The sequence below is a fragment of the Dictyobacter kobayashii genome, from assembly GCF_003967555.1.
Lineage (GTDB): Bacteria > Chloroflexota > Ktedonobacteria > Ktedonobacterales > Ktedonobacteraceae > Dictyobacter > Dictyobacter kobayashii.
In genome coordinates this window covers 4503081-4527400 of record NZ_BIFS01000001.1, presented here as the reverse complement: position 1 = coordinate 4527400, position 24320 = coordinate 4503081, and the positions used below count along the sequence as shown (strand labels likewise).

Sequence of the window (24320 nt, the reverse complement as noted above, 5' to 3'; positions counted from 1 at the left end):
TGCTGGGCGGCTGCAGCCGCCCAGCAACACACTCCACACCCGGCGCCGCAGGCGCCAAAGAGAAACATTAAATAGCCCTGGAAAAGCATCTCGTTTATATTGACAGATACAGGTCATTCATCTAAACTGAAGAGAGCATATGATCCCTAAAATCTTCAGTCACATCTAGCAACCATTGAGAGAAAATGTATGCCGTCTTGCCCAAATCCTCGCTGCCAGACCGTTTATGCGCCCGGAACAACGCAATGTACCAATCCATATTGTAAGTGCCTCTTACCAGAAGCATTTGTCGCGGGACGTTATCGTATTGAGACATTAGTTGGTATGGGAGGGATGGGCGCAGTCTATCGGGCCAGCGATACTTTTGAAAGTATGCAGATCGCGCTGAAAGTCTTAACGCTCTCCCCTAATAATCTGGATGTCGATACGGCCATTGAACGCTTTCGCCGCGAGGCGCGCTATGCCCACCAGCTACATCATCCCAATATCGTCTCGGTCCTGAATTTTGGACAAGATGGTCCCCTGCTCTACATTGCCATGGATTTAATTACTGGTGGCACACTGAAAGCGCTCTTAAAACCAGAGAATCCGCTCCCCATCGAACTGGCTCGACGTTATGTCAATGAATTAGCCGCCGCCATCGACGTCATCCATCAACATCCCCAGCAGATCATTCACCGCGATATTAAACCATCCAATCTACTGATTCACCAGGACGATCAGCGCCTGGTGGTAGCAGACTTTGGTATCGCCCGGGCTATGCAGCAGGAAAAACCCTTGACCCAGCGAGGGTGGGCTCTGGGAACGGAACACTATACAGCACCGGAACAAGAACAGGGCAAAGCCGAACCGGCCAGCGATATTTATGCCATGGGCGTGGTTGCCTACCAGATGTTTACTGGCCTGCTCCCATTTCAAGCCGTAATCAAAAATCATGCCACTGGCTTACCCACTCCAAGTAGCCTGAATCCGGCACTGCCGCCTGAGACAGACGCCATCATCATGAAAGCGATCGAGACCGATCCAAGCCAGCGCTATGCGACGGGCAAAGCTTTTGCGGATGCGCTCAATAGTATCCTGGACCAACCAGGCATCTGGTCTGAACCAACCATTACCATGAATAGCGCGGCAATGGCCACGCTAGTTGCCACCAACGATGACAACGCCATTGTACGCATGATCATTCCAGAAAATCCCTGTGGCAATTGTGGACGCGAAAATCGCCATATCTCACGCTTCTGCCGTCACTGCGGCCATAGTCTAAGTGATACCTCACCGCTCGTGCACGAGGTATGCCAGGTTGGTTATCTAAGCGATATTGGTCACCACGCCCAAAGGAATGAAGATACCCTGCTGATTGTGCAAGGACTCTGCATCAACCTATCACCACCACCACGCCCGTTTGGTTTATTCGCCGTGGCAGATGGTCTCCGAGGAAATAAAGGGGTTCAAGCCAAGGGCCATGAAGCCAGCCGCCTGGCTACTGAGACGCTGGCGGATATTCTATTGCCATTATTAAGTACCCCCATCACGCATTCCGCGCAGCACAGCTATAACACACCCGCGGGCAAGAGAGCAGCGAATAACCATACGTTCCGGCAATCCCCACCTCCAAATGAGGCGATCCTGGAACAATGGATACGCGATGCCGTCAGACAAGCCAACCAGGTCATCTATCACTGCAATGCGGACTATGATGCCACCATGGCCAGCACCCTGACGATGGCATTGATGTATAAACGGCACCTTTATATTGCCAATGTAGGGGACAGCAGGGCCTACCACTATACTCCCGCGGCAGGGCTGCGCTGTCTCACAAAAGATCACACTATTGCGGCAAGCCTGGTAGACGCCAACTTACTCGATCCTGACGATGTGGCCAGGAGCCCTAAACGTAACCAACATTATCGCTACCTGGGCCAGAATTACACGATACCAATTGATATTTTTCAATGTAAAGTTGAACCCAATGATTTAATCTTGCTCTGTACCGATGGACTCTGGCATATGCTGCCCGATGAACGGATACGTAAGATTCTGGATATGGAGGAAGATCCACAAAAGCTAGCGATGTTGCTGGTAGAGGCAGCCAACAGTTCAGGGGGAGAAGGAAATATCAGCGCTATCACGATTCGCGTTCAATAGTCGTCATGGAATGGTGCACAATTAATGAAGCTAGAAAAGCCGGGTGCTACTGAACATTAGCGCAGGGAAGGATCAAAGTAAACGTAGAGCCTTTTCCAGGCTCACTCTTGACCTTGATGACTCCTTTATGGGCCCGCACTACCCAATCAACAATCGAGAGTCCCAGGCCACTCCCGCCAACCACCTTCGAGCGAGCCGGGTCGGCGCGATAGAAGCGTTCAAAAATATGATCGATATCCTTAGCTTCAATGCCAATACCAGTATCCGTCACATGCAGATAAGTATAGGACTCGCGCACTTCAACGGCGAGGGTGATCATACCGCCAGCATTGGTATAGTTCAAAGCATTATCAACCAGGCTCATAATTACCTGTATCAGCCGTGCCGCATCTCCCAGAATGGTCGCGGGCATTAAAGTCTGGGTATGCAGGGCAATCTGGCGCTCTTGCGCTAAGGGCTCCAGGCTATCCACCACATCAAGGGCCAGAAGATCCAGGCGCACCGGCTCGCAGTCCAGATGGATTTGCCCCTCATCGGCCCGAGCCAGCACCAGTAGATCATTTATCAAATGTCCCAGATGTTCAGATTCCTCATTGATCTCGGCCAATACACGGGTGTACTCAGCAGCATTAGCAGGCTGTGACAGCGCCACCTCGGTCATATTGCGAATAACGGCCACCGGGGTACGTAATTCATGTGAAGCATCCGCTACCAGCCGGCGCTGCTGAATAAAAGCCCGCTCCAGACGCGCAATCATTTGATTGAAGATAATGGAGAGGTCCCGCACCTCATCTTTGGCAGCCGGCACCAGCACACGTTGCTTCAAATCGTTAGCATTAATCTCGCGCGCAGTCCTGGCCAGGCGCTGAATCGAGCGAAATGCACGACCAGAGAGCCAGTAGCTACCCAAAGAACACATCGCCAGAGACAACAACATCAAGACAAAGAGCACGAGTACAATACGATCCAACGACTGATTCAGCGTCTCCAGGGATTGACCGACCTGGACCACGCCAATGATGGTATTGCCATCCACCAGCATGGTGCTATAGACACGAATGGAGGGTTCAGGGCCACCGCTCATTGTCTCACGCCATGGCTTACCCGCAAGCGGTTGAGACACGCTGTCATCTGGCATCGCCATATCGCTGGCCTCGCCAGAGGCATAAATCTCATGCCCTCGTTTATCTAAAACACGCACCAGGACAAGATCGTGACGAGAAGACTGCGTGTGGTTCGTTTGTCCGGATGAGTCGTTGCTATTATCGATATAAGAGTTAGATGAATCGATCACAGCTGCAGGAGCATCTAATTCTGGAATTTCTTGAGACATATCATCGACATAGAGTTTGCCATTATCCACACCCACGCCTTCGGCAACATGCTGGGCGCGCTGCTGAAGCGCGGAATCAAAGCTATTGAAGAGGATCTGTTGGAGGTAGAGTAAAACGCCAGGCAGAAGATAAGCATAAGGATAACCGAGACAATCGTATACCAGAGAGTCAATTGCATACGCAAGCCGGGTGGAGATGGGTAATGCAAATGCTTGATCATATCGGTGGTTCCTTTAGCTGATAACCCGCGCCGCGGACAGTGAATATAACATCTGGCTCGTTCTGCTCACACAACTTACGGCGTAGATAACGGATGTACACATCAATAACGTTTGACAGATGCTCTGTGTCGCTATCCCATACATGTTCAGCAATCATGGTACGGCTTAAAACCTGATGTGGATGCCGCATAAAGAATTCGAGTAAAGCATACTCTTTACTACCTAATATAATCAAGCGGTCACCCCTATAAACCTCGTGGGTACGGGTATCAAGAGTGATGTCCATAAAGCGCAATACAGGAGTTCTGGTGGGGCCCTTACGCCTGAGGAGTGCACGCACACGGGCTTCAAGTTCGCTAAAGGCAAAAGGTTTGACGAGATAATCATCTGCCCCCAGGTCCAGTCCTTTAACACGGTGGTCTACCTCTCCCAGGGCTGTGAGTAGCAGTATAGGCATGCCCCGCCCCTTCTCGCGCAACCGTTTGCACACCTCAAAGCCATTGAGACCCGGCAATAAGATGTCCAGCACAACAAGATCGTATGCGGTAGCCAGCGCAGCCAGCAAGGCATCTTCGCCGTTAGCCATGAGATCAACGGCATAATGATTGCCTTCCAGACCTTTTTTCAGGCTCGGACCCAGACGTGGATCATCCTCGACAACCAGAATTCTCATACTGCCTCACTAATCTGTCTATGCATCAAAAAATGCAGTGCATTGGCTACCGTTCTACGACTCCAGTAGTAAACAGCAGCCAATGCCACGAACATCAGTCTAAAGCTGTTTCATTAGAATAAGATGAAATCAATGCATGGAATCGCGTACAAGTAACCAGCAACGTAAAATCTCAGCCACACTCCAGGCCTGCGCGAAACAACCACCATTGATAAATGGTGGTTCTGGCTCAGCCAACTCGCTAATCGTACCCAGGCAGGTCGACCAGAGTTGTTGCGCAAAAGGTTGAAGTAAGGGTAACAGGGCCGCTGGATCATTATGTACCCGCAAATGCACATCAACATAAGGTCCGATCAACCATTGCCAGACCGCTCCTTGATGATAAGCGCTATCGCGCTGTTTCTGGTCACCTGAGAAACGGGATTGATAGGCCGGATCATCCGGGCTAAGGGAGCGTAAGCCCGCGGGTGTCAGCAGATGTTCGGTCACCTGCTGGAGCATACTGGCCACCTGCTGCTCTGAGAGTAATTCGTGGGTCAGGGCAGCAGCAAAGAGCTGATTTGGTCGTAATGAGGCGTCGTTGCGGCCCGCCACCCCTTCCACATCCACAACATCATAGAGATAACCACCCTCAGCATACCAGAAGCGCGCGGCAAAATGCTGGCGTACCAGCGCACGTAGTTGTCCATATTGCGCAGCATCGGTAGATAGCCGCACCGCCCAGGTTTCCATGGCCGTCAGGGCATAATACCAGAGCGCATTAATCTCCACCGGCTTACCAAAGCGTGGCGTCACTACCCAATCGCCCACCTTGGCATCCATCCAGGTAAGTTGCACACCCGGTTCACCCGCCTGCAACAACCCATCGGACGCATCCATCTTGATACCATAATCAGTGCCTGTAACGTGCCATTGGATAATTTCGCATAGAGCCGGAAACAATTCCTTGATTAAAGACCAATCGCCAGTGGTCGTAAAATAATAATCCAGCGCACGGAACATCCACAAAGTAGCATCAACGGTATTATAAGCCGGCTCACAGCCATCATCGGGAAAACGATTGGGAATCAAGCCATTGTGGGCAAAAGAGACAAAAGCCTTAAGCAAGCCACGCGCCTCACTATAACGTCCAGTGCAAAGAAGCAGACCAGGTAGAGAGATCATACTATCGCGTCCCCAATCAGTAAACCAGGGATAGCCGGCGATAATGGTCTTGCGATCAGGCGACATGCGCACCTCTTGTGGCTCGGTTGTGGGATGAGAGTAATCTGGACGTGCCACGATAAACTGGTCTGCCGCCAGGACCAGGCGCGCAAAGAGAGGGTCTCGTTCCGGCAAATTATCTATTGAACGTTCCGCCACAGTGAGTATCTGCTGTACCCGTCGGCGATGGCGCATCAAGGCCTGCGCGACCAGTTCCTCATGCCGTGGACCACCATAGCCCCATGAGCACGCTGTCTCAGTTTCAGCGGCCAATACCAAAGTGGTACGCATACCTGGTACCAGAGACAGACGAAAAGTGCCCGGCTGATAGACGTCTTCTTGATCCGGGAGCCCTCGTTCATGATCGCGGCGATGCCAGATATGCCAGTACCACAGGCCAGCAGGGCTAAAAGTAGCGGTGGGGTCAGCAATAATATGATAGGCGGGGGCACCCTCGTAGGCGCGGATGCGGCACCGATGACCTTGATCCTCTACCAGGAAGCGCCAATCGGTAGCCCCGGCAGTTACAGCATGATAGTCACGCGAAAGGCAAAACGGCGCCACATCCAGCGTCAGAACAGTTGGATCCTCCCCATCGCCAGTCTTCTCACCAGCCTCATCAAAAGCGCCGCGCAGTATATATTGAACATAGGTAGTATTCTGCCCATACTCCATCCAGATACGTTTTTCCAGGGTTAAGGTCTCAGTCAATGCATAGTAAAAACAAGCGATATCCCCATCTAATGAAACGGATTGCAATAATTTATAACCTTCGGGCGCAATCGTTCCCCGTACATACTCATTCACACCTAGCTCAATTTTTTCTCCTGTATGAAGAGTAACAACTTCATCCAACTTCGCCACCAGCACAGTGCGCTTAACAGGAGGCTGAAGAGCAGCCACGAGTAGGCCATGATAACAACGTGTTGTCGCACCGACAAGAGAGCCCGCGGCATAGCCCCCCAATCCATTAGTAACCAACCACTCATGGTCAAGTCCAGATTGGAGATCATGACAGAGTTCTGAGCCTATCTGAATATGCCAGGGATTCATTTGCGCATGATCAAACAGAGATGCATCTTGCTTCAGGGCCATAATCCATATCCTCTTATCATTGATGACACACTATTTTAACGACATTTTCGGAGATCAAGACAAGTTCCACACACATTGACTGCCACAAAAACAAATTATTAAATACAAACGGAAACGCCGCTCACGTGCGGAGATAAAGAAGGCACCTACAATGAGGTGCCAACCAATACTCATTTTTATGCTGACTGTAACGCTGCATGCATACGCCGCAGAGCTTCGCTTAAACGTTCCTCACGCTCAGTCATAGAAATGCGTACATAGCCTTCGCCGCCGGCCCAAAGTTTGTACCAGGCGTCACAAAGACACCCGTCTGATCAAAGAGCCAGTTCGCAAAATCGCGTGAAGTATATCCCTGAGGCACATGAGCCCAGACATATAATCCAGCGCGGGTCTTCTCCGCTCTCATACCAAGTGCATTACAACCCTCAACCAGGATATCTCGCCGGCGCTGATAAATAACATTCCGTTCAGCCAGCCAGGATGGCGGCAATTGGAGCGCTTCAATAGCAGCATATTGGATCGGTCGAAAGATGCCGCTATCAATGTTACTCTTTAAGCGCCCTACGGCATCTACCAGTTCAGGATTGCCCACCAGCATGCCGATGCGGAAACCAGCCATATTATAGGTCTTGCTTAACGAATGTAATTCGACCGCCACATCGCGAGCACCCGGTATTTGTAATATACTCATGGGACGAAAATCGTCAAAATAGACTTCTGCATAAGCCATATCGTGGATAATCACGATATCATGGCGGCGAGCAAAATCCACGACACGCTCAAAAAATGCCCGATCAGCGCAGGCCGCGGTAGGATTGTTGGGATAGTTAAGCCAGATCAGGCGCGTGCGAGCCAGGACATCGGCTGGAATATTGCCTAGATCTGGTAGATACTGCTGCTCTTCGCGCAACGGCAGCAGGAACGGCTCGGCTCCTGGAGTGGTCGTACCTGAAATATATACAGGATAATAGGGATCTGGCACCAACGCGATATCACCGGCATTCAAGACCGAAGTCGCGGCATACGCCAGACCTTCCTTGGAGCCCAACAACGGCAAGATATCATGTTCAGGGGTCAGTTGAACCCCGAAACGCTGCTCAAACCAGGCCGCAATCGCTTCATGTAGGGCACGCATGCCTCGATATTCTGGATAGCGATGATTTTCAGTAGACTGCATAGCAGCACAAAGACGCTCAACCACAGCGGCGGGAGCAGGGAGATCGGGATCTCCCATTGAGAGAGAGATAACATCAACGCCAGCCGCCTGGCGATCTAAAATTTTTTGTTTCGCATTAGCAAAATGATAGGGGGGCAAACTATTAATCAGATTCGACAATCGCACGGTCCAAACTCCTCGTCCCAGATAATATAACAGTGAACAGTGATATTTCCCACCACCTACCTATGTTATACCATGCGATTACCAACTTTGCCGCCACGAGCCTGAAAGAAAAAAAGCGCCCCCTCAGGGGCGCTGGCAACTCTCCTTTAGACCATGGGTTCGGCTTCGTACCAATTTTTGCCCATTTTCATCTCCACTTTAATAGGAACATCCAGGGTAGCCACCCCTTCCATCATCTCACGGATCATAATACGGACGCGCTCAAGTTCCTCGACCGGGACCTCAAAGACCAGTTCATCGTGCACCTGGAGAATCATACGCGTCTTCATGCGTTTCTCTTTGAGGGCATGGTGTAGTCGAATCATGGCAATTTTAATGAGGTCCGCATTGGTGCCTTGAATTGGCATGTTGATGGCCTCACGCTCAAGAGCCTGGCGCTCCGTATGCGAGAGGGCGTGCATGTCGGGGAAGAAACGCTTGCGCCCATAGAGCGTGTTAACATAGCCCTGCGTCTTTGCCTGCTGCAAAGTGCTATCCACATACACTTTAACATTGGGGAATATTTCATGATAGTGCTTGATAAACTCAGCAGCCTCGGAGGTAGACATGCCAGTGACATTAGCCAGACCATAGGCCGACTGCCCATACAACACCGCATAGACGACGGTCTTGGCCAGCCGACGCTGATCCTTCGTCACCTGCTCAACAGGCACGGCGAACAGGGTGGAGGCGGTAATCGTATGAATATCTTCATTATGGCTAAAAGCTTCCACCAAACGAGGCTCATGCGTAATATGGGCCAGAATACGTAACTCAAACTGCGAATAATCAGCCGTCAGCAAGACATAACTAGGATCAGCAATGAATGCGCGACGAATCTGACGACCAAGCTCGGTACGCACCGGGATATTCTGGAGATTTGGATTGCTGGAAGAGAGGCGGCCGCTGGAAGCGATAGTCTGATTAAAAGACGTATGCACACGCCCACTATGTGGCTCCATCAGCGTTAACAGGCCATCGACATAGGTAGATTTGAGCTTGCTAAGCTGGCGATACTCGAGCAGGTAATCCACAACCTCATGTTTACCGCGTAGATTTTCAATTACATCCGCGCTAACCGAGAAACCAGTCTTAGTTTTCTTACCGGTTGGCAACTGCAACTCTACAAACAGCACATCCGCCAATTGCTTGGTTGAATTGATATTAAAACGATGGCCAACCGCCTCATAAATGGTATTTTCCAGCCCCTCCAACTGATCCTCAAGCGTCTTACCAAACTCGCGCAGAAAGGGTACATCCAGGGCAACCCCATACAGCTCCATCTGCATCAACACATTGATCAACGGAAGCTCAATACGCTGATACATATCCATTAGACCATGCTGCTGCAATTCTTCCTGAATAGGCTCAACCAGGCGCAAGGTCATATCAGCATCGGCCCCGGCATAGTCAGCGGCCTTGCGAACTGGCACCTGGGCCATACTGATCATTTTACTGCCAGTACCAATCAACTCGCTAATAGAGGTCATCACGATACCCAGCCGCTGGAAGGCCTGATCTTTTAAGCCCACGCCACGCCTGCCAGGCTCGGCCAGGTAGGCTCCCAGCATAGTATCAAAAGCCAGACCTTTCATATCAATGCCATAGCGCAAGAAGATGGCCAGATCATACTTGGCGTTATGCATATATTTCAAGACATGCTCATCTTCCAGGACCGGCTTCAGCTTCTCTAACACATAGGAGCGCGGCAACTGCGTATCTGGTTCCTGCCCATCAACAGTTTTTGTATGGCCGACGGGCAGATAATAAGCCTCACCCGGCGCCATCGAGAGCGAGATACCTACCAGATCAGCATGCCGTGGCTCATCAGAGGAGGTTTCCGTATCAATAGCAAAGCGTCCCGCGTCGGCCAGGCTCTTAACCAGAATGCGCAACCCCTCTTCACTATTCACAATCAGCGTATTGGTCTGCTTAGCCGCCTCGCGGTCCTCAAGCAAAGCGCTCCCCGGGCTCGGCATACCGGGTAAACGTAGCTTATGCACCACCTCTTCATGTGGCGTCTCTACTTCAAACAGGCTCAGTTGAGCTGGATCTTCTTTAGTAGCCACCGCCACAGAAGCTGGCTGGCTGGCTGCAGCCTCGTGCGCAGGAGTCAATACGGACAATGGCTCCAGCACATCCTGCGCGACCGCAGTCTCCTCACCAGGAGGCAAAGGAGGAAGCAAAATAGGCACCACGCCCATCGGAGGGGCAAACTGTGGATCTTCACCGGGCGCGAAGGCAGGCTCACTGTCACTGGTCTGAGAGGGAGCCGCAGCCGCAGAAGATGAAGAGGCGGCACCATGCGTATCAGATACCGTCACACCCAGTTGTTGGAAAAGCGAAAGGGCACGCTCAATCAGCGTACGGAACTCTAATTGGCGGAAAAGGGTCATCACCTTTTCGCCATCCACATGCACCATCTTACAGGCATCCAGTTCCAACTGTACGGGAGCATCCAGCACAATCGTCGCCAGATATTTACTCTGCCGTGCCTGCTCAATGGCAGCGCCAATTAATTTCTGCTCTTTAGGCTTCAGACCATCCAGGTGCGCAAGGATACCCTCTAAATCCCCATACTCACCAATCAGGCGACTGGCAGTCTTCTCACCAATACCAGGTACCCCGGGAATATTATCTGATTTATCTCCCACCAGACCCTTAAAATCTGGTAGCTTTTTCGGCTCAAAGCCATAGCGCACCTGGACCTCGTGTTCATCATAATCCGTCACATCGGTAATGCCACGCTTGGCCACCTTCACAGATACATGCTCATTGACCAGTTGGAGCGTATCCATATCACCGGTATAAATAATAGTATCCACCCCACCCTTATTTGCCTGTACTGATAAGGTACCCAGGATGTCATCCGCCTCAAAACCATCTTTCTCATAGATCTGGATACCGAAAGATTCTACCACTTCACGAATGCGAGCAAATTGCGGCTTCATATTATCAGGTAAAGCTGGACGATGCGCTTTATAAGGAGTGTATTCCAGGTGGCGAAAAGTGGGTGATGGGCGATCAAAGGTCACAGCGATATAATCGGGCCTCTCCTCTAGCAATGCCTTCATCAGCATTGACGTAAAGCCGAAGGTAGCATTGACTGGCTCCCCTTCGCGGGTAGAAAGATCCTCAGGCACCGCATGAAAAGCGCGGTGAATAATAGCATGCCCATCTATTAAAACTAATTTTTTACGTTTCATCTCTATGGTCATTTCCTTTTTCAATCCATCTACTCTCTATTTATCTAATTCCAAACCCTGGGGTCAAACGCGGTAATGAGATGACATGCTCCAGCTAACTAGCTGCTTATCGATAGAAACTGTACCTTTCTCACCGGGTGGCATTTGCTCTTGCTGTATTTTAATATGTTTGGGCCGAGATGTATAGTATAGTTAACTGGCAAGCAGTGTTGTAGCCTGCTCATGTCGTAGCAGACGAGCGCAGGCCCACAAACAGAGAATAAAGCAATTCCAGCAAGAGCACTTCCTGTGACATGACCGGTCTTTACGATGTCATGAAGACTGTCTTATTCTGCATAAACAACCAAAGGGGACTATATGCCGCAGCGTAATGTTGTTTTAGACAAAAATCAACCAGGTGTAGGAGAGCATAAGATGGCAGAGGAGAAGAAAGACGAACTATTAACTGTGCGTGAAGTGGCGCGTCGCTTACGGGTTGACGATACCACGGTACGCCGCTGGATTAAAAGCGGGGCCCTCGAAGCAATTACGTTACCACATAGAGGGAAACGACAGGCCTACCGTGTCAAACGATCAACGCTGGAAACGCTCCTGGATGGTGCATTACCGGCCGTCTAATCCCTTTGTCATCTTCTCATCTACTCTGTACTAAAAACTACTTGCACCATATACCAACCAGTTCCAACCCGTAGCTATCTATCGTGTGCATAAGGGATGCATGAAAATGCAGGCGGCTACGGGTTTTTCATCTCTGTTTTATTAAAACAGTATACCTCTATATACTAATCACCAATGACAGATGCGCAGACGTCAATAGGGCAAATGCATACACTTAAAGAAGAGGGGTATAGAGAGACATCCTCTCGTCACTGTGCACTGTGCGCGTCCATGCTTCAACAGTTTTAGTCATTTCGACAGACATTCAAACGTTGCGGAAGTATAGACAAAGAAAGAGCCAGTCGCACATCAGCCTCTCACCGGCGCTCAAACGCATCATAGCCAATAAAAATAAGCCTAAAAAATACATGGAGAGGCCCAGTATGAAAATAGCTATCACCGGTGGAGCGGGCTTCGTCGGAAGCCATCTAACAGCAGCATATCTTAACGCAGGGCACGACGTTTTTGTCATTGACAGTCTTGCGACAGGTTCACGAGAAGCAGTTGATCCACGAGCACGTTTTTATCAAGTCGATATACGTGATGGAAAATTGCAGCAACTATTGCAATGTGAACGCCCGGATATCGTTAGCCACCACGCAACTCAACAGCACGAAACAGGAACGGGTGCCCATACCCTGACGGACGCAGATGTCCACGTGAGAGGATTGATCAATGTCTTGGATAGCTGTGTCAACGCCTCAGTAAGACGCATTATCTTTGCCTCTGGCGGCAATAGCATGTACGGGCGTGTCCATGCCGATCAATTGCCGGTACAAGAAGATACGGCGCTCTACCCACGAAGTGCTCAGGATATCAGTAAGGTCGCAGGAGAATGGTATGTCCGCTATTATACCCAGCAATACGGTCTGACCCACACCATCCTACGCTATGCTGACATCTATGGAGAAACCAACAGCACCACGCTGCATCATCCATTAAGCTACTTTATCCGTATGCTCATGGAACAGAAACGCCCCATTATCCGTGGCAGCGGAAATGAAATGCGAGATCACATCTTTATCGATGATGTCATCCAGGCCAACCTGCAAATTCTTAAAAATATTGAGCGCGGAGAAAATCGCACCCTCCATATCAGTTCAGGGCAGGGATACACACTCAATCAACTGTATCATATGGCAGCGATTATTGAGGAGAGCAATATCGAACCCATTTATCTCTCCAGCCCATACCTTGATAGCCCCTCAATCATTATGGACAACACGCGGGCCCGACATCTGTTAGGCTGGCAACCAACCACCACCCTATCGGAAGGCATACGCCAGGCTATCGCACAATTGTTACCACAAAAAGCCATGCAGTTCCAGCATAGTGAACTACGAACTCCCCAGATTGTGCTGGCAGCCGAGGCTACTTTAAGCAGAGCCTGAGCTGAGCGACAAAAAAAGGACTGCTTGAGGATCCTCAAGCAGTCCTTTTTTTGTCGCGCTTTATTGTTGCAGGCCACTGACAACACGGGCATATTTTTCCGCCAGAGCTTGCGCCTGCTCATTAGAAACAGACTCGGCAAACACATGGAAGAATGGACTATCCGCATCGGGTAAGACCAGCACCCACTCCTTGCCCAGATCGATCTTAATACCATCGATTGGCTTGGCACGTCGCTCACGGTACTGCTCACTGAGAATGCGCATAACCTTACCTTTATGTTCCCAGGGGCAGGTCACACGCGCGCTACTCATATAGTAAGCAGGCAGATCATCGACCACCTCAGAGAGGCGCATATCAAAGGTCGCCAGCAATTCCAACAGTTTGGCGATAGCCAGCATGCCATCAAAAGCAGGATGCATTTCTGGAAAGGCAAACTGGCCACTACCATCGCCGACCAGAACCACGCCCTCGCGGCCAGCCGCCGTCATCAAGGCATGTGGCAACACTTTAGTATGCTGGATATACCCTTCGTAGCGCTGCGCAATATGCTGCAACGCACTGGGTGCTGTAACCGGCGCGGCCACAGTCCCATTGCGATGGCGACGTAAGAAGAGACTGGTCATAACAGCCAGAATCTTCATCCCATCCAGGATACGGCCGCGATCATCCACCACCGAGATGCGCTCGCCACTGGGATCAATGCGAATACCCATATCGGTATTCAAAGCCGAACTAATGGTAGCCAGGCGCTGCATATCTTTATTAAATTCATCCGGGGTACGCGAAGTACTGGCCTCCTCCACACCCGAATTGAGCACAATAACTTCGCAGCCCAGATCATTGAGAATCTTAGACAACATCTCAACGGTACTACCGTGGCATAGTCAACTACCAGCTGGAACTTACGCTTACGTACAGTCTCATAATCCACTGCATGATTAAAGCCTTCCAGGTAATGGCCAATCACATCAGTATTGCTTAAAACGTCAATTGCACCAATATCATCGAGATAGACACGACGGAAATCTTCACGGAAGTACAAATTTTCAATCTTGCGCTCAGTAGTTTTATTAATATCCAGGCCATTTTGATCAAAAATTTTAATTTCCACGACACGTTGATCTACAGGAGACGTACTGACATGGACACCACCAGCTGCTTCAGTGGTACGAATAAAGTAGCGTGCCACCGGCAAAGGTACCTGGTTAATATCATGCACATCGATACCCGCGGATGGTAGGCCAGCGTTAATGCCACGCTTAATCATCCGTGACGTACGATGGGTATCGCGATTCAAGCAGACCACAGAGCCCTTAGGAAGGATACCGCCATAGGCCGCACCCAGCTTGGTGGCAAACTCTGGTGTCAGATCCACATTCACCAGGCCAGTTACGCCATAGCGACTAAAGAGACCGCGCCGACCCTGTGATCCCCAGATGATACTGGTATTGACCACAGCTCCTGCCTCAACCTCTTTATCAGGCCAGATCTTGACATTTGGTTGGATAATCGCGCCATCCTGGATAATCGAGTTATCGCCGATAACAGATCCCTCAAACATCACCGCTTTACTCTTGATATTTGAGGAAGAACCAACGATGGCTCCCGCAGTTCGGCGCGATCGCCGATGTACGAATTATTCCAGACAATACTGCGATCCACCTGGGCCCGCTCATCCACGATCGAATAGCTACCAATCATGCTTGGACCATGGATAATAGCGCCAGCGCGCACCTTACAATCACGACCCAGATAGACAGGACCATAGAGCTGGGCATCCTCATCTATCTCAACGCCCTCTTCGCACCAGATATTGTTACCAATATTTTTGGCCGGTATCTCCAGATTAACGTTATGCTGTAGCATATCCGCGTTAGCGCGCATATACTCGCTCAGGCTACCGACATCACACCAGTAGCCCTCAGGGGCCACATAGCCATAGATAGGATCGCCCTGCTTCAACATCATCGGGAAAAGTTCCTGGCTGAAGTCGAACTGCTTATCGCGCTCAAAGTAGGTAAATACCTTGGGGTCAAGGACATAAATGCCCGTATTAATAGTATCGCTAAACACCTCGCCCCAGCTTGGTTTCTCCAGGAATTGCGTGATATGACCTTCTTCGTTCGTGATAATAACACCATATTCCAGAGGATTGTGCACATGGGCAAGGAGGAGAGTAGCGAGAGATTTCTTTTCGTTGTGATATTTAATCAGTTCAGTCAAATCGTAATCAGTAAGGGCATCCCCACTAATTACGAGGAAAGGCTCAGTCAATTGATCTTCGGCATTTTTCACACTACCGGCTGTACCCAGAGGCACGTCTTCCCGGGAGTAGGTAATACGCATTCCTAACTGCGAACCATTGCCAAAGTAGTCTTCAATGTTGCTCGCCAGATACTGAACCGTGACGACGACCTCGGTGATGCCATGACGCTTCAACAGGTTAAGTATATGTTCCATCACAGGTTTGCCTACGATCGGAACCATTGGCTTTGGCCGTCGAATCGTCAATGGTCGTAGCCTCGATCCTTCCCCTCCGGCCATTACAACCGCTTTCATAGAGGCCTCCCTTGAATCAAGGGCGACTTGCATAGTCACCCGAGTTGTTATTGGAAATACAAGGACGGCGTAGCAATGCCACGCCGTCCCATCTGCTCCGCTAGTTTTATTGTACAACATCCACGAAGAGCGCCGCAAGGTCACTTTTCGCGTTAATATCAGACACTACTACCACTCACTAAACCGCCATGTTCTACAAGCCAGCGTACAAAACGATGATGATTTGTCTCTTCAGTTGCCTTGCGCTCCTCATACTCCTGTTGGAGTTGAATGAGCCGCTGAGCTTCGTCTACAGTAAAACCCTCATCCAGGAGGGCATCGATGAGCAGATCCACATATTGCTGCATAAAAAGTCCTCCTTCCTTCGCTTCTACAACTTTACCAACCAGGCGAAGCACCGGACACTTTTACCCGACGACGGTGTTCAGCAGTACAGTCTCCATCACTGAGCCCTGATTGCCTAGATGAACACACATCCTGGTTCGATCAATCGGACGGGAAAGCATGAAGTGCTACTGTCGGTCGGAATACAGATTGCTATCTCTTCCCAATACAGATGAGTTCGGATGAACCACACACATACAGACAGAATAGATTGGGAACAGACAGCACTGTTTATGCAGTTACCGGATTATAGTATCCATAATCATCACGATTATCACCGCTAACTAGATCCAAAATGACCTGTTAGTACAAAGACGCATTGTTCGGCATTAATGGACCACATCATGAGGAAAAGAATGCCGATTGCGCTACTTTGAAACAGATCAACAGTGATACAATGACGGCATGGAGTGCTGATGTAACAGCCACTAGCTTCTTACTACACTACCCTCTTAGCTGTTACTTACACTAGTATAGCATATGGTCGTTCTGTTGTGCCACTTTCTTTACCAGAAGAGCCAGAACAGCCTGCTAGTGTCTCACACGATAGCAGATCGAGCTCACAGGCGAGATAACACACCGGCAGAAATAATCTTCAATAATAGATCTTTCGAGCAAAAACTTATGCATTTTCACATAATATTCACAGGGTACAGTAGAGCATGAAGGCTCATGACAAGCCATTTGTGCGTATCGATCTCTACAATGCCCTGAATGAGTTTTGAGATAAAGCTTGACAACAGTTAAATACCGATGGTACAATATCGTCATCGAAAGGAGGTGGTGTGTAATGGACGAACGTATTCGCTGCACAGGCAGCGGTGTTAAATCCCACACCTTCCAGCAGAGAGGAATTGACCGTTAGGTCGCCTTCTCTCGCACCTGGCTTTGGAGCTTGGTGAGGGTTAAAAGAACACACACTGGCAGGTAGTGCATTACACCTGTCTGTGCAGCACCCCCAGAGCATTGGCGAAAAGACTAATTTGCCCCTGCTCTGGGATTTTTGTAGATCCCGGCAACTCATCAACTAATCGGGCACGCAGACACGCTTCCGTCACGGCTGGTTCCGGTCTATGCGCTTAAATAGCCTGTTCACAAACTAAATACAAAATTTCACATGTTCTCTGTTATCAGGGCTAACAGTGCGTGCTTACTTCCAGATTACTCTATTTTCAATGCGCTTTGGGAACGAAATACATAGATAGAAGTGGTAGAGCTTGGACAACATTGAAAACACCAGATCCAAACCATTAGATGTCGATCAAATTCGTCATCATCTAGGCACTGATACTAGGAACCGGCAAACACCTTGTCTATATCCCGACGGTCGATTCGACAAACTCTGTGGCGATGAACCTGGCTCGGGAAGGGTCAGAAGAAGGGGTAGTGGTACTTACCGACAGTCAAACAGCCGGTAAGGGCAGACAGGGAAGACGCTGGGTGGATGTAGCCGGCTTGAATGTGTTGTCATCTACTGTGCTTCGACCATTATTTCCACCGTACCAACTAGTAATGATCGCCTCACTAGCGGTCGTCGACACTATTGCTGATATCTGTAATATTACTGCAACAATCAAATGGCCAAATGATGTTCTGATTGGTGGGCGCAAGGTCGCTGGTATCCTCATCGAAACCAGTCATGATCATAGCGGCCAGCTTGTTGCTATTCTGGGCATAGGCGTAAATGTCAATGGTCGCGTCACACATTTCGCTACGGAACAACCCTCGCTACAGACCGAACCAGGGCTTTTAAAATTAGCCACCACACTTGAGGTAGAGAGTGGTCATGTAGTGAGTCGTGAAATGTTTATCACTCGCTTGCTATACCAGATTGAGCACCGCTATCTGGCGCTACAGCAAGAAGCACACAAGACCACGGCCAATGCGCATGGGCCCATCTCTCGCTTGATACGCGAGCAATGGCGTAATCAACTTTCGACACTGGGCCGTACCGTGCAGGTACGCCAGGGCTCGAAGCTACTCAGCGGCGTGGCTGAGGACGTGAATGACCAGGGAGAGTTGTTACTCCGCAGTCATTCTGGTGAATGTATCGCTATTACCTGGGGAGATATTGAGTAACCCACTTCACTCTGCTTCTCAGGCCTTGGAGAGATGAACAAGTTAAGTCGGAGGCAGCCCCTCCATCGTACAAAACGAGAGGATACAATATATGGAGTCACAGGAAATCTTCCTCACTAATGACGGATTACAGCGTGCAGCCCATCAACTCGAGTTCTTACGCACCGTCAAGCGTGCTGAAATCGCGCAATATCTTCATGATGCTAAAGAATCAGGCGATGTCATTGATAATGCAGCATATGAAGAAGCCAAAGGTCAGTACGCTCGGCTCGAAGGTCGCATCTCGGAACTAGAAGAAATGCTGGCCCGCGCACAACTCATTGATGATGTACACAGCGACGTCGTTTCTCTCGGCTCCGTCGTCCATCTAGAGGCAAACAATGGTCGTTCCTATCGATACAAACTGGTAGGCGCTTTCGAGGCTGACCCTGGCTCAGGGCGTATTTCGAATGAATCACCTGTCGGCAAAGCATTGCTGGGTCATAAAGCAGGCGACATGGTCATTGTCTCCACCCCCGGTGGTGTCAAAGAGTATACCATCATCACGATCGAATAACACAGGGCAACTTCAAACCCGACCTCGATTATAAACCTACGACCTGATTGGTAGAGAAATATTACCAGCAGGTCGATTTTTATTGCTGAAATACATTTATAAGGAAAACAATGCTACAATAAATCAAGTGTGCCAGCATTACAAGCTCTTGCATCCAGGCTAAGAATGTGTCTTATCCTCATGATCGCCGCGCTCTCCACGCCTGCGTTTGAGCGCCAAAGGCGCACAAGAAATAAAGCTCGGACGCGCCAGCACACGTCCGCACAAGAGCGGCACGCTTCCCATGATGATTAGGAGGAAGACACAGGCTAAAATAAATTTAGAAGGTTAGAGATCACGATGGCTGAAGAACGAGACATACGTATCCAACACTTAGAGGCATTAAGAAAACTGGGCATTAACCCCTATCCCAATGCAGTTGAGCGTACACACTCCATTGCCGACGTAATCAAGGACTTCGATACGCTGGCCGGGCCCGACAAATCTTACACCCTGGTCGGGCGCATACGTTTACTGCGCGAAATGGGAAAAGCCTCCTTTGCTCAAATCGAGGATGGGACAGGTCGTATCCAGGTCTATATACGCATTAACGATATAGGGGCCGACACCTATCAACTCCTCAAGCTGCTCGACCTGGGCGATTTCATCCAGGTAAGTGGCTTCCTGTTTTATACGCGTACCGGCGAAAAAACTCTGCATGTACAATCATTACGTGTCCTGTCCAAAAGCCTGCGCCCCTTGCCAGAAAAATATCATGGTCTGGAAGATAGAGATACTCGCCAGCGCAAGCGCTACCTCGACCTCATTGCCAATGGGGATGAGATCAAAAATATCTTTGTCACGCGCAGTCGCATGATCACAGCCATGCGCCAGTTTTTGGACAATGAGCATTTTGTCGAGGTCGAAACACCTATCTTACAACCACTCTATGGCGGGGCTAATGCGCGTCCATTTACTACCCATCACAATACATTGGATCGAGACTTATTCTTACGCATCGCTATTGAGCTCTACCATAAACGCCTGCTGGTTGGCGGCTTTGAGCGCGTGTATGAGATCGGACGCAACTTCCGTAACGAAGGCATCGACCGGAGCCACAATCCAGAGTTCACAATGATCGAGTTCTACATGGCTTACGCCGACTACAATCACACGATGGCACTGGTCGAAAATATGCTGGCATTTATCGCCCAACAGGTCAAAGGGTCAACGCATATCACATATCAAGAAACCGATATAGATCTCGCGCCACCCTGGAAACGCTATCCGCTATTGGATGCCATTCACCAGTTTACAGGCATCGATGTGCGCAAGTATCCAGACCGGGATAGCCTGGCCGCCGAGATGCGGGCCAGACATTTTGAGGTAGATCCCCGCTTGGGATATGGACGCCTGATCGATGATCTCAAGAGCGCGATGTTCCGCCAGGGTCACCCAGAACTGCGCCAGGCACTCTTCCTGGTTGACTATCCCGAAGATGTCTCGCCGCTAACTAAACAGCATCGCTCACTTCCAGGATTAGTGGAGCGCTTTCAACCGTTTATTGGTGGCCTGGAATGTGGCAACGCGTACACAGAATTAAACGATCCCTTAGACCAGCGAGCCCGTTTTGAGGATCAGGCTCGCCAGCGGGCACAGGGAGATGATGAGGCCCAGGTATTGGATGAAGATTTCCTGGAAGCACTTGAGGTAGGAATGCCTCCTACCAGTGGAGTTGGCCTGGGCATTGATCGGCTGGCCATGCTGCTGGCTAATCAAGAATCGATTCGCGATGTCATCCTCTTCCCCACTATGCGCAAGACCGCCGAAGAACAATCATAAGCAACCAGATAGCAAGAAAGGCGATACGCACAGGTTCGCCTTTCTTGCTATCTGGTTGCTGCTCTATTTCCGCTTTTGGCTTTCTTCATAGCATCTTTTTAGCAGATCATACTCTTTATATTCTGGTTAAGATAGAGAGTTATTTATGGGGAGGTAGATAGATGTGGGGCGACATAATACGAGGGTCCTGCCAGCAATTATTAGATATCCTTTTCCCCCCGCAATGCGTACAGTGTCAGACCAGCGGTGCGATACTTTGTCCACGTTGCCTCGCCAGCATTTCCTGGTTCATGCCACCCCTATGCCACACCTGTGGCTTACCACAAAGCGGTACAGACCTGTGTACGCGTTGCCAATATCAACCTCTGCAGCTAAATGGTGTGCGAGCAGTTGGCAGCTATCAGGAACCTCTCCGCTCTAACATACGGGCGCTTAAATACCAGGGCAATACCCGTCTGGGCGAACCACTGGGTAAACTGCTGGCACAGGCTTACATCAAACACGGGATACGTGCCGATTTGATTATTCCATTACCACTCCATCAGGAAAAACTGCAACAACGCGGCTATAATCAATCTCAACTATTGGCAGAATCTTGCGCACGTCAGTTACAATTGCCACTACAAACTACACTGGTACGCCGTATCCGCACTACACCGGCCCAGGTAACATTAACAGCCCGGCAACGACGCGCAAATTTGCAGGGAGCATTTTGTTGTGCCCCGGATCCTACAACCCAATCATTGTTTAACCGTAGAATTCTTGTCATCGATGATGTCTGCACCACAGGAGCGACGCTAGAAGCCTGTGCAGCACCACTCTTTGAGGCTGGAGCACGAGAAGTGTGGGGACTGGTACTGGCACGACCGACAAGGTAAAGTGCTAACAGAAAAATAGCCATAAGGACAGCCGTACTTCCGTGCTATATATATCCGTAAAGAGATAAAATTTACTATACTACACAAGGATGATTGATTTATACAAGCATTTATTGAGTCAAACATAGTGTTATACGCAACGATTTTTTTTAAAATGTTCTGCAAGAGATTGACGACCAAGTGTGCTATAATAAGACACACAAGAGTTCCAAATGCAATGCCAGGTAACCTGAGTGCCAATGCTACAGCTATCTCAGGTATTACCGTTGCATACTCATTCTTAGAGAGGAGCCCCCATGTTGACTAATGGAAAATGGCTCAGAACGAGCGTTTTCTGGCTCCTGATCTTGCCAATCGCTGTTCTGATCATTGTCTTTATCTTCCGTCCACAAACTTATGTAAAGTCAGTTCCGGTCTCAACCATCCTGAGTCATCTAAAGACAGATGTTGCAAGCAAGCAACTTGATACACTCACTGTGACCAACGGAACGATTACTCTGATCAGGGGACAAACAGCGAATGCTCCACAGGAAGCAGCGACCATCGACAGCACTTTTGATGTCACGCAAGTGCTTAAAGAGAATAATATTGACTATGCCAATCCTGAGTTACTTAAATTACAATTTGAGTCTCCGAGCCCCATCTGGGGTTGGCTCGCCGCAATAGCAGGCTTTATTCCATTCATCTTACTGGGTATCATCCTACTTCTGATGTTCCGCCAGGCACAGGGAAATAATAATCAAGCAATGTCCTTTGGCAAGAGTCGTGCACGTATCTTTATGGGTAATAAGCCTTCAGTCACCTTTACAGACGTAGCTGGTGTTGAAGAGGCCAAACAAGAGTTACAGGAGATTGTCGAATTTCTGAAATTCCCTGAGAAATTCGCGGCCCTGGGGGCACGTATTCCCAAAGGTCTACTGCTGGTTGGACCTCCTGGAACTGGAAAGACGCTGATCTCACGTGCTGTTGCCGGTGAGGCCGGGGTCCCATTCTTTAGTATCAGCGGCTCAGAATTTGTGGAGATGTTTGTAGGTGTAGGTGCCAGCCGTGTGCGAGATCTCTTTGAACAGGCCAAGCGCAATAGCCCCTGCATCGTCTTCGTGGATGAGATTGACGCGGTAGGTCGCCAGCGTGGTGCCGGCCTGGGCGGCTCCCACGATGAGCGCGAACAGACCTTAAATCAAATTCTGGTAGAGATGGACGGTTTTGATACCAATACTAATGTGATTGTGATTGCCGCCACTAATCGTCCAGATGTGCTGGATCCAGCATTATTGCGACCTGGACGTTTCGATCGGCAGGTAGTACTGGATCGTCCCGATATTCGTGGTCGAATTGCCATTCTACAGGTGCATGCCAAGGGAAAACCCCTGGACTCCGATGTATCACTGGATGTGCTGGCCAAGCAGACGCCCGGCTTTTCTGGTGCGGATGTGGCCAATCTCTTAAATGAGGCAGCCATCCTGGCCGCACGGCGCAATAAACGAAAAATCGGCATGAGCGAGATGGAAGAGGCGATTGATCGCGTGGTAGCTGGTCCGGCTCGAAAAAGTCGCATTATCAGTGAACGTGAAAAGTCCATTACGGCCTATCACGAGGTGGGGCATGCTCTGGTGGCCCGTATGTTGCGCAATACCGATCCGGTCCATAAAGTCTCCATTGTGGCACGTGGCCAGGCGGGTGGCTTTACAATGTTGCTACCCACAGAGGACCGCTACCTGTGGAGCAAACCTCAATTTGAGGATATGCTGGCTTACGCCCTGGGTGGACATGTGGCCGAGTTGATTACCTTCGGGGAGGTAACCACTGGCGCATCGAACGATATTGAACGTGTCACAAAAATCGCACGCTCAATGGTCACCGAATATGGTATGAGCAGCCGCATCGGTCCAATGGCCCTGGGGCACAAAGACGAACTGGTATTCCTGGGTCGCGACTTTGGTGAGCAGCGCAATTATAGTGAGCAGACGGCCCGCGAAATCGATGAAGAGATCCGGCGTATTATCCAGGAAGCTTTTGATAAAGCTTCTAGCATTTTAATGCAGAATAAAAGTCGCCTGATTATGATCAGCGAGCGTTTAATTAAAGAAGAAACGCTTGAGGGTCCTCTCTTTGAATCACTTTTCAATCAGCCTTTAGCTGAGGATATGCAGGATGATGGGCAGGCTATCGAGACAACTATCTACGATGGCCGCTACTCAAATGGCAGTGATCAAAAAGGATTGCCCCAGCCAAGGAGCTCCTATCCCTTACCACCACAGCTGCAGCCACCATATAGTAGCGATACTACAAATACTTCACTCTAAAAAAGAAAAAGAGGCGGTCTGCCTTTACTACGAGAGTAGGCCAGATCGCCTCTTTTTTATGCAACAACATATGAAATTTTTGGGCGCTACAGGCACGAACCGTCAGGGATTACAGGCCGAACAGCACGTTATTCAAATCTATTTCCAACCCTAAATTCGACTTGAAATAGCTCCCCCAAAGTCGACAATTCTGGTACAATCATCTCATTAACCTCATAAGTTTTGAGGCTAGTTAGCTCATCTGTTTAAGCGGCATTTAAATGCCTGCCATTAATTTAGAATGTGTCTTACTCCCATCATCATGGGAAATGTGCCACTCTTGCGTGGACGTGCGCTGGCGCGCCCGAGCTTTTTCCTTGTGTGGTGCAAAAAAGTGCGCTGGGCGCACTTTTTTGCACCACACAAGAAGACTTCTTGAGCGCCTTTGGCG

General features: G+C 49.7%; 17 protein-coding genes. 8 read left to right on the top strand and 9 right to left on the bottom strand.

What is annotated here, in order from left to right:
- Positions 1–189: 189 nt before the first annotated feature.
- The gene (locus tag EL645_RS19785; RefSeq protein ID WP_126552104.1) at positions 190–2145 is read left to right on the top strand and encodes a protein kinase domain-containing protein; all 1956 of its coding nucleotides are present in this window, start codon (positions 190–192) and stop codon (positions 2143–2145) included.
- A 46-nt stretch (positions 2146–2191) separates the two neighbouring features.
- On the opposite strand, the gene EL645_RS19780 is transcribed toward EL645_RS19785, so the two are convergent.
- The 5 genes from EL645_RS19780 to polA all read right to left on the bottom strand — a co-directional run bounded on the left by EL645_RS19780 (position 2192) and on the right by polA (position 11258).
- Entirely contained in the window at positions 2192–3508 is a 1317-nt protein-coding gene (locus EL645_RS19780; RefSeq protein ID WP_126552103.1) for a sensor histidine kinase, read from the bottom strand.
- A gap of 187 nt (positions 3509–3695) precedes the next feature.
- Positions 3696–4373 carry a response regulator transcription factor gene (locus EL645_RS19775; RefSeq protein ID WP_126552102.1) on the bottom strand — a complete coding sequence of 226 codons (678 nt, stop codon included), beginning with the start codon at positions 4371–4373 and terminating at the stop codon, positions 3696–3698.
- Positions 4374–4502: 129 nt separating this feature from the next.
- A complete protein-coding gene (locus EL645_RS19770; RefSeq protein ID WP_126552101.1) occupies positions 4503–6671 on the bottom strand; it encodes an amylo-alpha-1,6-glucosidase in 2169 nt (722 codons plus the stop codon).
- Between the two features lie 241 nt (positions 6672–6912).
- The gene (locus EL645_RS19765; protein WP_218031925.1) at positions 6913–8013 is read right to left on the bottom strand and encodes an aminotransferase class I/II-fold pyridoxal phosphate-dependent enzyme; all 1101 of its coding nucleotides are present in this window, start codon (positions 8011–8013) and stop codon (positions 6913–6915) included.
- Positions 8014–8159: 146 nt separating this feature from the next.
- A complete protein-coding gene (gene polA, locus EL645_RS19760; protein WP_161977513.1) occupies positions 8160–11258 on the bottom strand; it encodes a DNA polymerase I in 3099 nt (1032 codons plus the stop codon).
- 357 nt (positions 11259–11615) lie between these two features.
- On the opposite strand from polA, the gene EL645_RS19755 reads away from it, so the two are divergent.
- Together EL645_RS19755 and EL645_RS19750 are read left to right on the top strand one after the other, a co-directional pair.
- Positions 11616–11876: a helix-turn-helix domain-containing protein gene (locus tag EL645_RS19755; RefSeq protein WP_246035413.1), complete on the top strand. Its 261-nt coding sequence runs from the start codon at positions 11616–11618 to the stop codon at positions 11874–11876.
- 422 nt (positions 11877–12298) lie between these two features.
- On the top strand, positions 12299–13306 hold the full coding sequence (locus EL645_RS19750; RefSeq protein WP_161977512.1) for an NAD-dependent epimerase/dehydratase family protein: 1008 nt from the start codon (positions 12299–12301) through the stop codon (positions 13304–13306).
- 60 nt (positions 13307–13366) lie between these two features.
- Here the strand turns inward: EL645_RS19750 and EL645_RS41160 are convergent, their stop codons facing one another.
- From EL645_RS41160 to EL645_RS19740, 4 genes are all read right to left on the bottom strand, one after another.
- Positions 13367–14062, bottom strand: coding sequence for a phosphohexomutase domain-containing protein (locus tag EL645_RS41160; RefSeq protein ID WP_218031924.1), 696 nt, complete (start codon positions 14060–14062; stop codon positions 13367–13369).
- Entirely contained in the window at positions 14029–14868 is an 840-nt protein-coding gene (locus EL645_RS41155) for a hypothetical protein (protein ID WP_218031923.1), read from the bottom strand. Before EL645_RS41155 ends, EL645_RS41160 begins: the two co-directional genes overlap by 34 nt.
- Positions 14868–15866, bottom strand: a complete 999-nt coding sequence (locus EL645_RS41150) for a nucleotidyltransferase family protein (RefSeq protein ID WP_218031922.1) — start codon at positions 15864–15866, stop codon at positions 14868–14870. Before EL645_RS41150 ends, EL645_RS41155 begins: the two co-directional genes overlap by 1 nt.
- Before the next feature lie 158 nt (positions 15867–16024).
- On the bottom strand, positions 16025–16213 hold the full coding sequence (locus tag EL645_RS19740; RefSeq protein ID WP_126552098.1) for a hypothetical protein: 189 nt from the start codon (positions 16211–16213) through the stop codon (positions 16025–16027).
- 1321 nt (positions 16214–17534) lie between these two features.
- Here EL645_RS19740 and EL645_RS19735 point away from each other — a divergent pair.
- From EL645_RS19735 to ftsH, 5 genes are all read left to right on the top strand, one after another.
- Positions 17535–18329, top strand: a complete 795-nt coding sequence (locus tag EL645_RS19735) for a biotin--[acetyl-CoA-carboxylase] ligase (protein ID WP_307720580.1) — start codon at positions 17535–17537, stop codon at positions 18327–18329.
- Positions 18330–18420: 91 nt separating this feature from the next.
- On the top strand, positions 18421–18885 hold the full coding sequence (gene greA / locus EL645_RS19730) for a transcription elongation factor GreA (RefSeq protein WP_126552096.1): 465 nt from the start codon (positions 18421–18423) through the stop codon (positions 18883–18885).
- A gap of 339 nt (positions 18886–19224) precedes the next feature.
- The gene (gene lysS / locus EL645_RS19725) at positions 19225–20706 is read left to right on the top strand and encodes a lysine--tRNA ligase (protein WP_126552095.1); all 1482 of its coding nucleotides are present in this window, start codon (positions 19225–19227) and stop codon (positions 20704–20706) included.
- A gap of 161 nt (positions 20707–20867) precedes the next feature.
- Entirely contained in the window at positions 20868–21584 is a 717-nt protein-coding gene (locus EL645_RS19720; RefSeq protein ID WP_126552094.1) for a ComF family protein, read from the top strand.
- Positions 21585–21880: 296 nt separating this feature from the next.
- A complete protein-coding gene (ftsH, locus tag EL645_RS19715; protein WP_126552093.1) occupies positions 21881–23890 on the top strand; it encodes an ATP-dependent zinc metalloprotease FtsH in 2010 nt (669 codons plus the stop codon).
- Positions 23891–24320: the final 430 nt, after the last annotated feature.

What these genes read in the sequence shown, in the direction of transcription:
- EL645_RS19785 (WP_126552104.1), top strand. Translation starts at nt 190, where the DNA reads ATGCCGTCTTGCCCAAATCCTCGCTGCCAGACCGTTTATGCGCCCGGA.
- EL645_RS19775 (WP_126552102.1), bottom strand. Translation starts at nt 4,373, where the DNA reads ATGAGAATTCTGGTTGTCGAGGATGATCCACGTCTGGGTCCGAGCCTG.
- EL645_RS19770 (WP_126552101.1), bottom strand. Translation starts at nt 6,671, where the DNA reads ATGGCCCTGAAGCAAGATGCATCTCTGTTTGATCATGCGCAAATGAAT.
- polA (WP_161977513.1), bottom strand. Translation starts at nt 11,258, where the DNA reads ATGAAACGTAAAAAATTAGTTTTAATAGATGGGCATGCTATTATTCAC.
- EL645_RS19755 (WP_246035413.1), top strand. Translation starts at nt 11,616, where the DNA reads ATGCCGCAGCGTAATGTTGTTTTAGACAAAAATCAACCAGGTGTAGGA.
- EL645_RS19750 (WP_161977512.1), top strand. Translation starts at nt 12,299, where the DNA reads ATGAAAATAGCTATCACCGGTGGAGCGGGCTTCGTCGGAAGCCATCTA.
- EL645_RS41160 (WP_218031924.1), bottom strand. Translation starts at nt 14,062, where the DNA reads ATGCAGCGCCTGGCTACCATTAGTTCGGCTTTGAATACCGATATGGGT.
- EL645_RS41155 (WP_218031923.1), bottom strand. Translation starts at nt 14,868, where the DNA reads ATGTTTGAGGGATCTGTTATCGGCGATAACTCGATTATCCAGGATGGC.
- EL645_RS41150 (WP_218031922.1), bottom strand. Translation starts at nt 15,866, where the DNA reads ATGAAAGCGGTTGTAATGGCCGGAGGGGAAGGATCGAGGCTACGACCA.
- EL645_RS19740 (WP_126552098.1), bottom strand. Translation starts at nt 16,213, where the DNA reads ATGCAGCAATATGTGGATCTGCTCATCGATGCCCTCCTGGATGAGGGT.
- greA (WP_126552096.1), top strand. Translation starts at nt 18,421, where the DNA reads ATGGAGTCACAGGAAATCTTCCTCACTAATGACGGATTACAGCGTGCA.
- lysS (WP_126552095.1), top strand. Translation starts at nt 19,225, where the DNA reads ATGGCTGAAGAACGAGACATACGTATCCAACACTTAGAGGCATTAAGA.
- EL645_RS19720 (WP_126552094.1), top strand. Translation starts at nt 20,868, where the DNA reads ATGTGGGGCGACATAATACGAGGGTCCTGCCAGCAATTATTAGATATC.
- ftsH (WP_126552093.1), top strand. Translation starts at nt 21,881, where the DNA reads ATGTTGACTAATGGAAAATGGCTCAGAACGAGCGTTTTCTGGCTCCTG.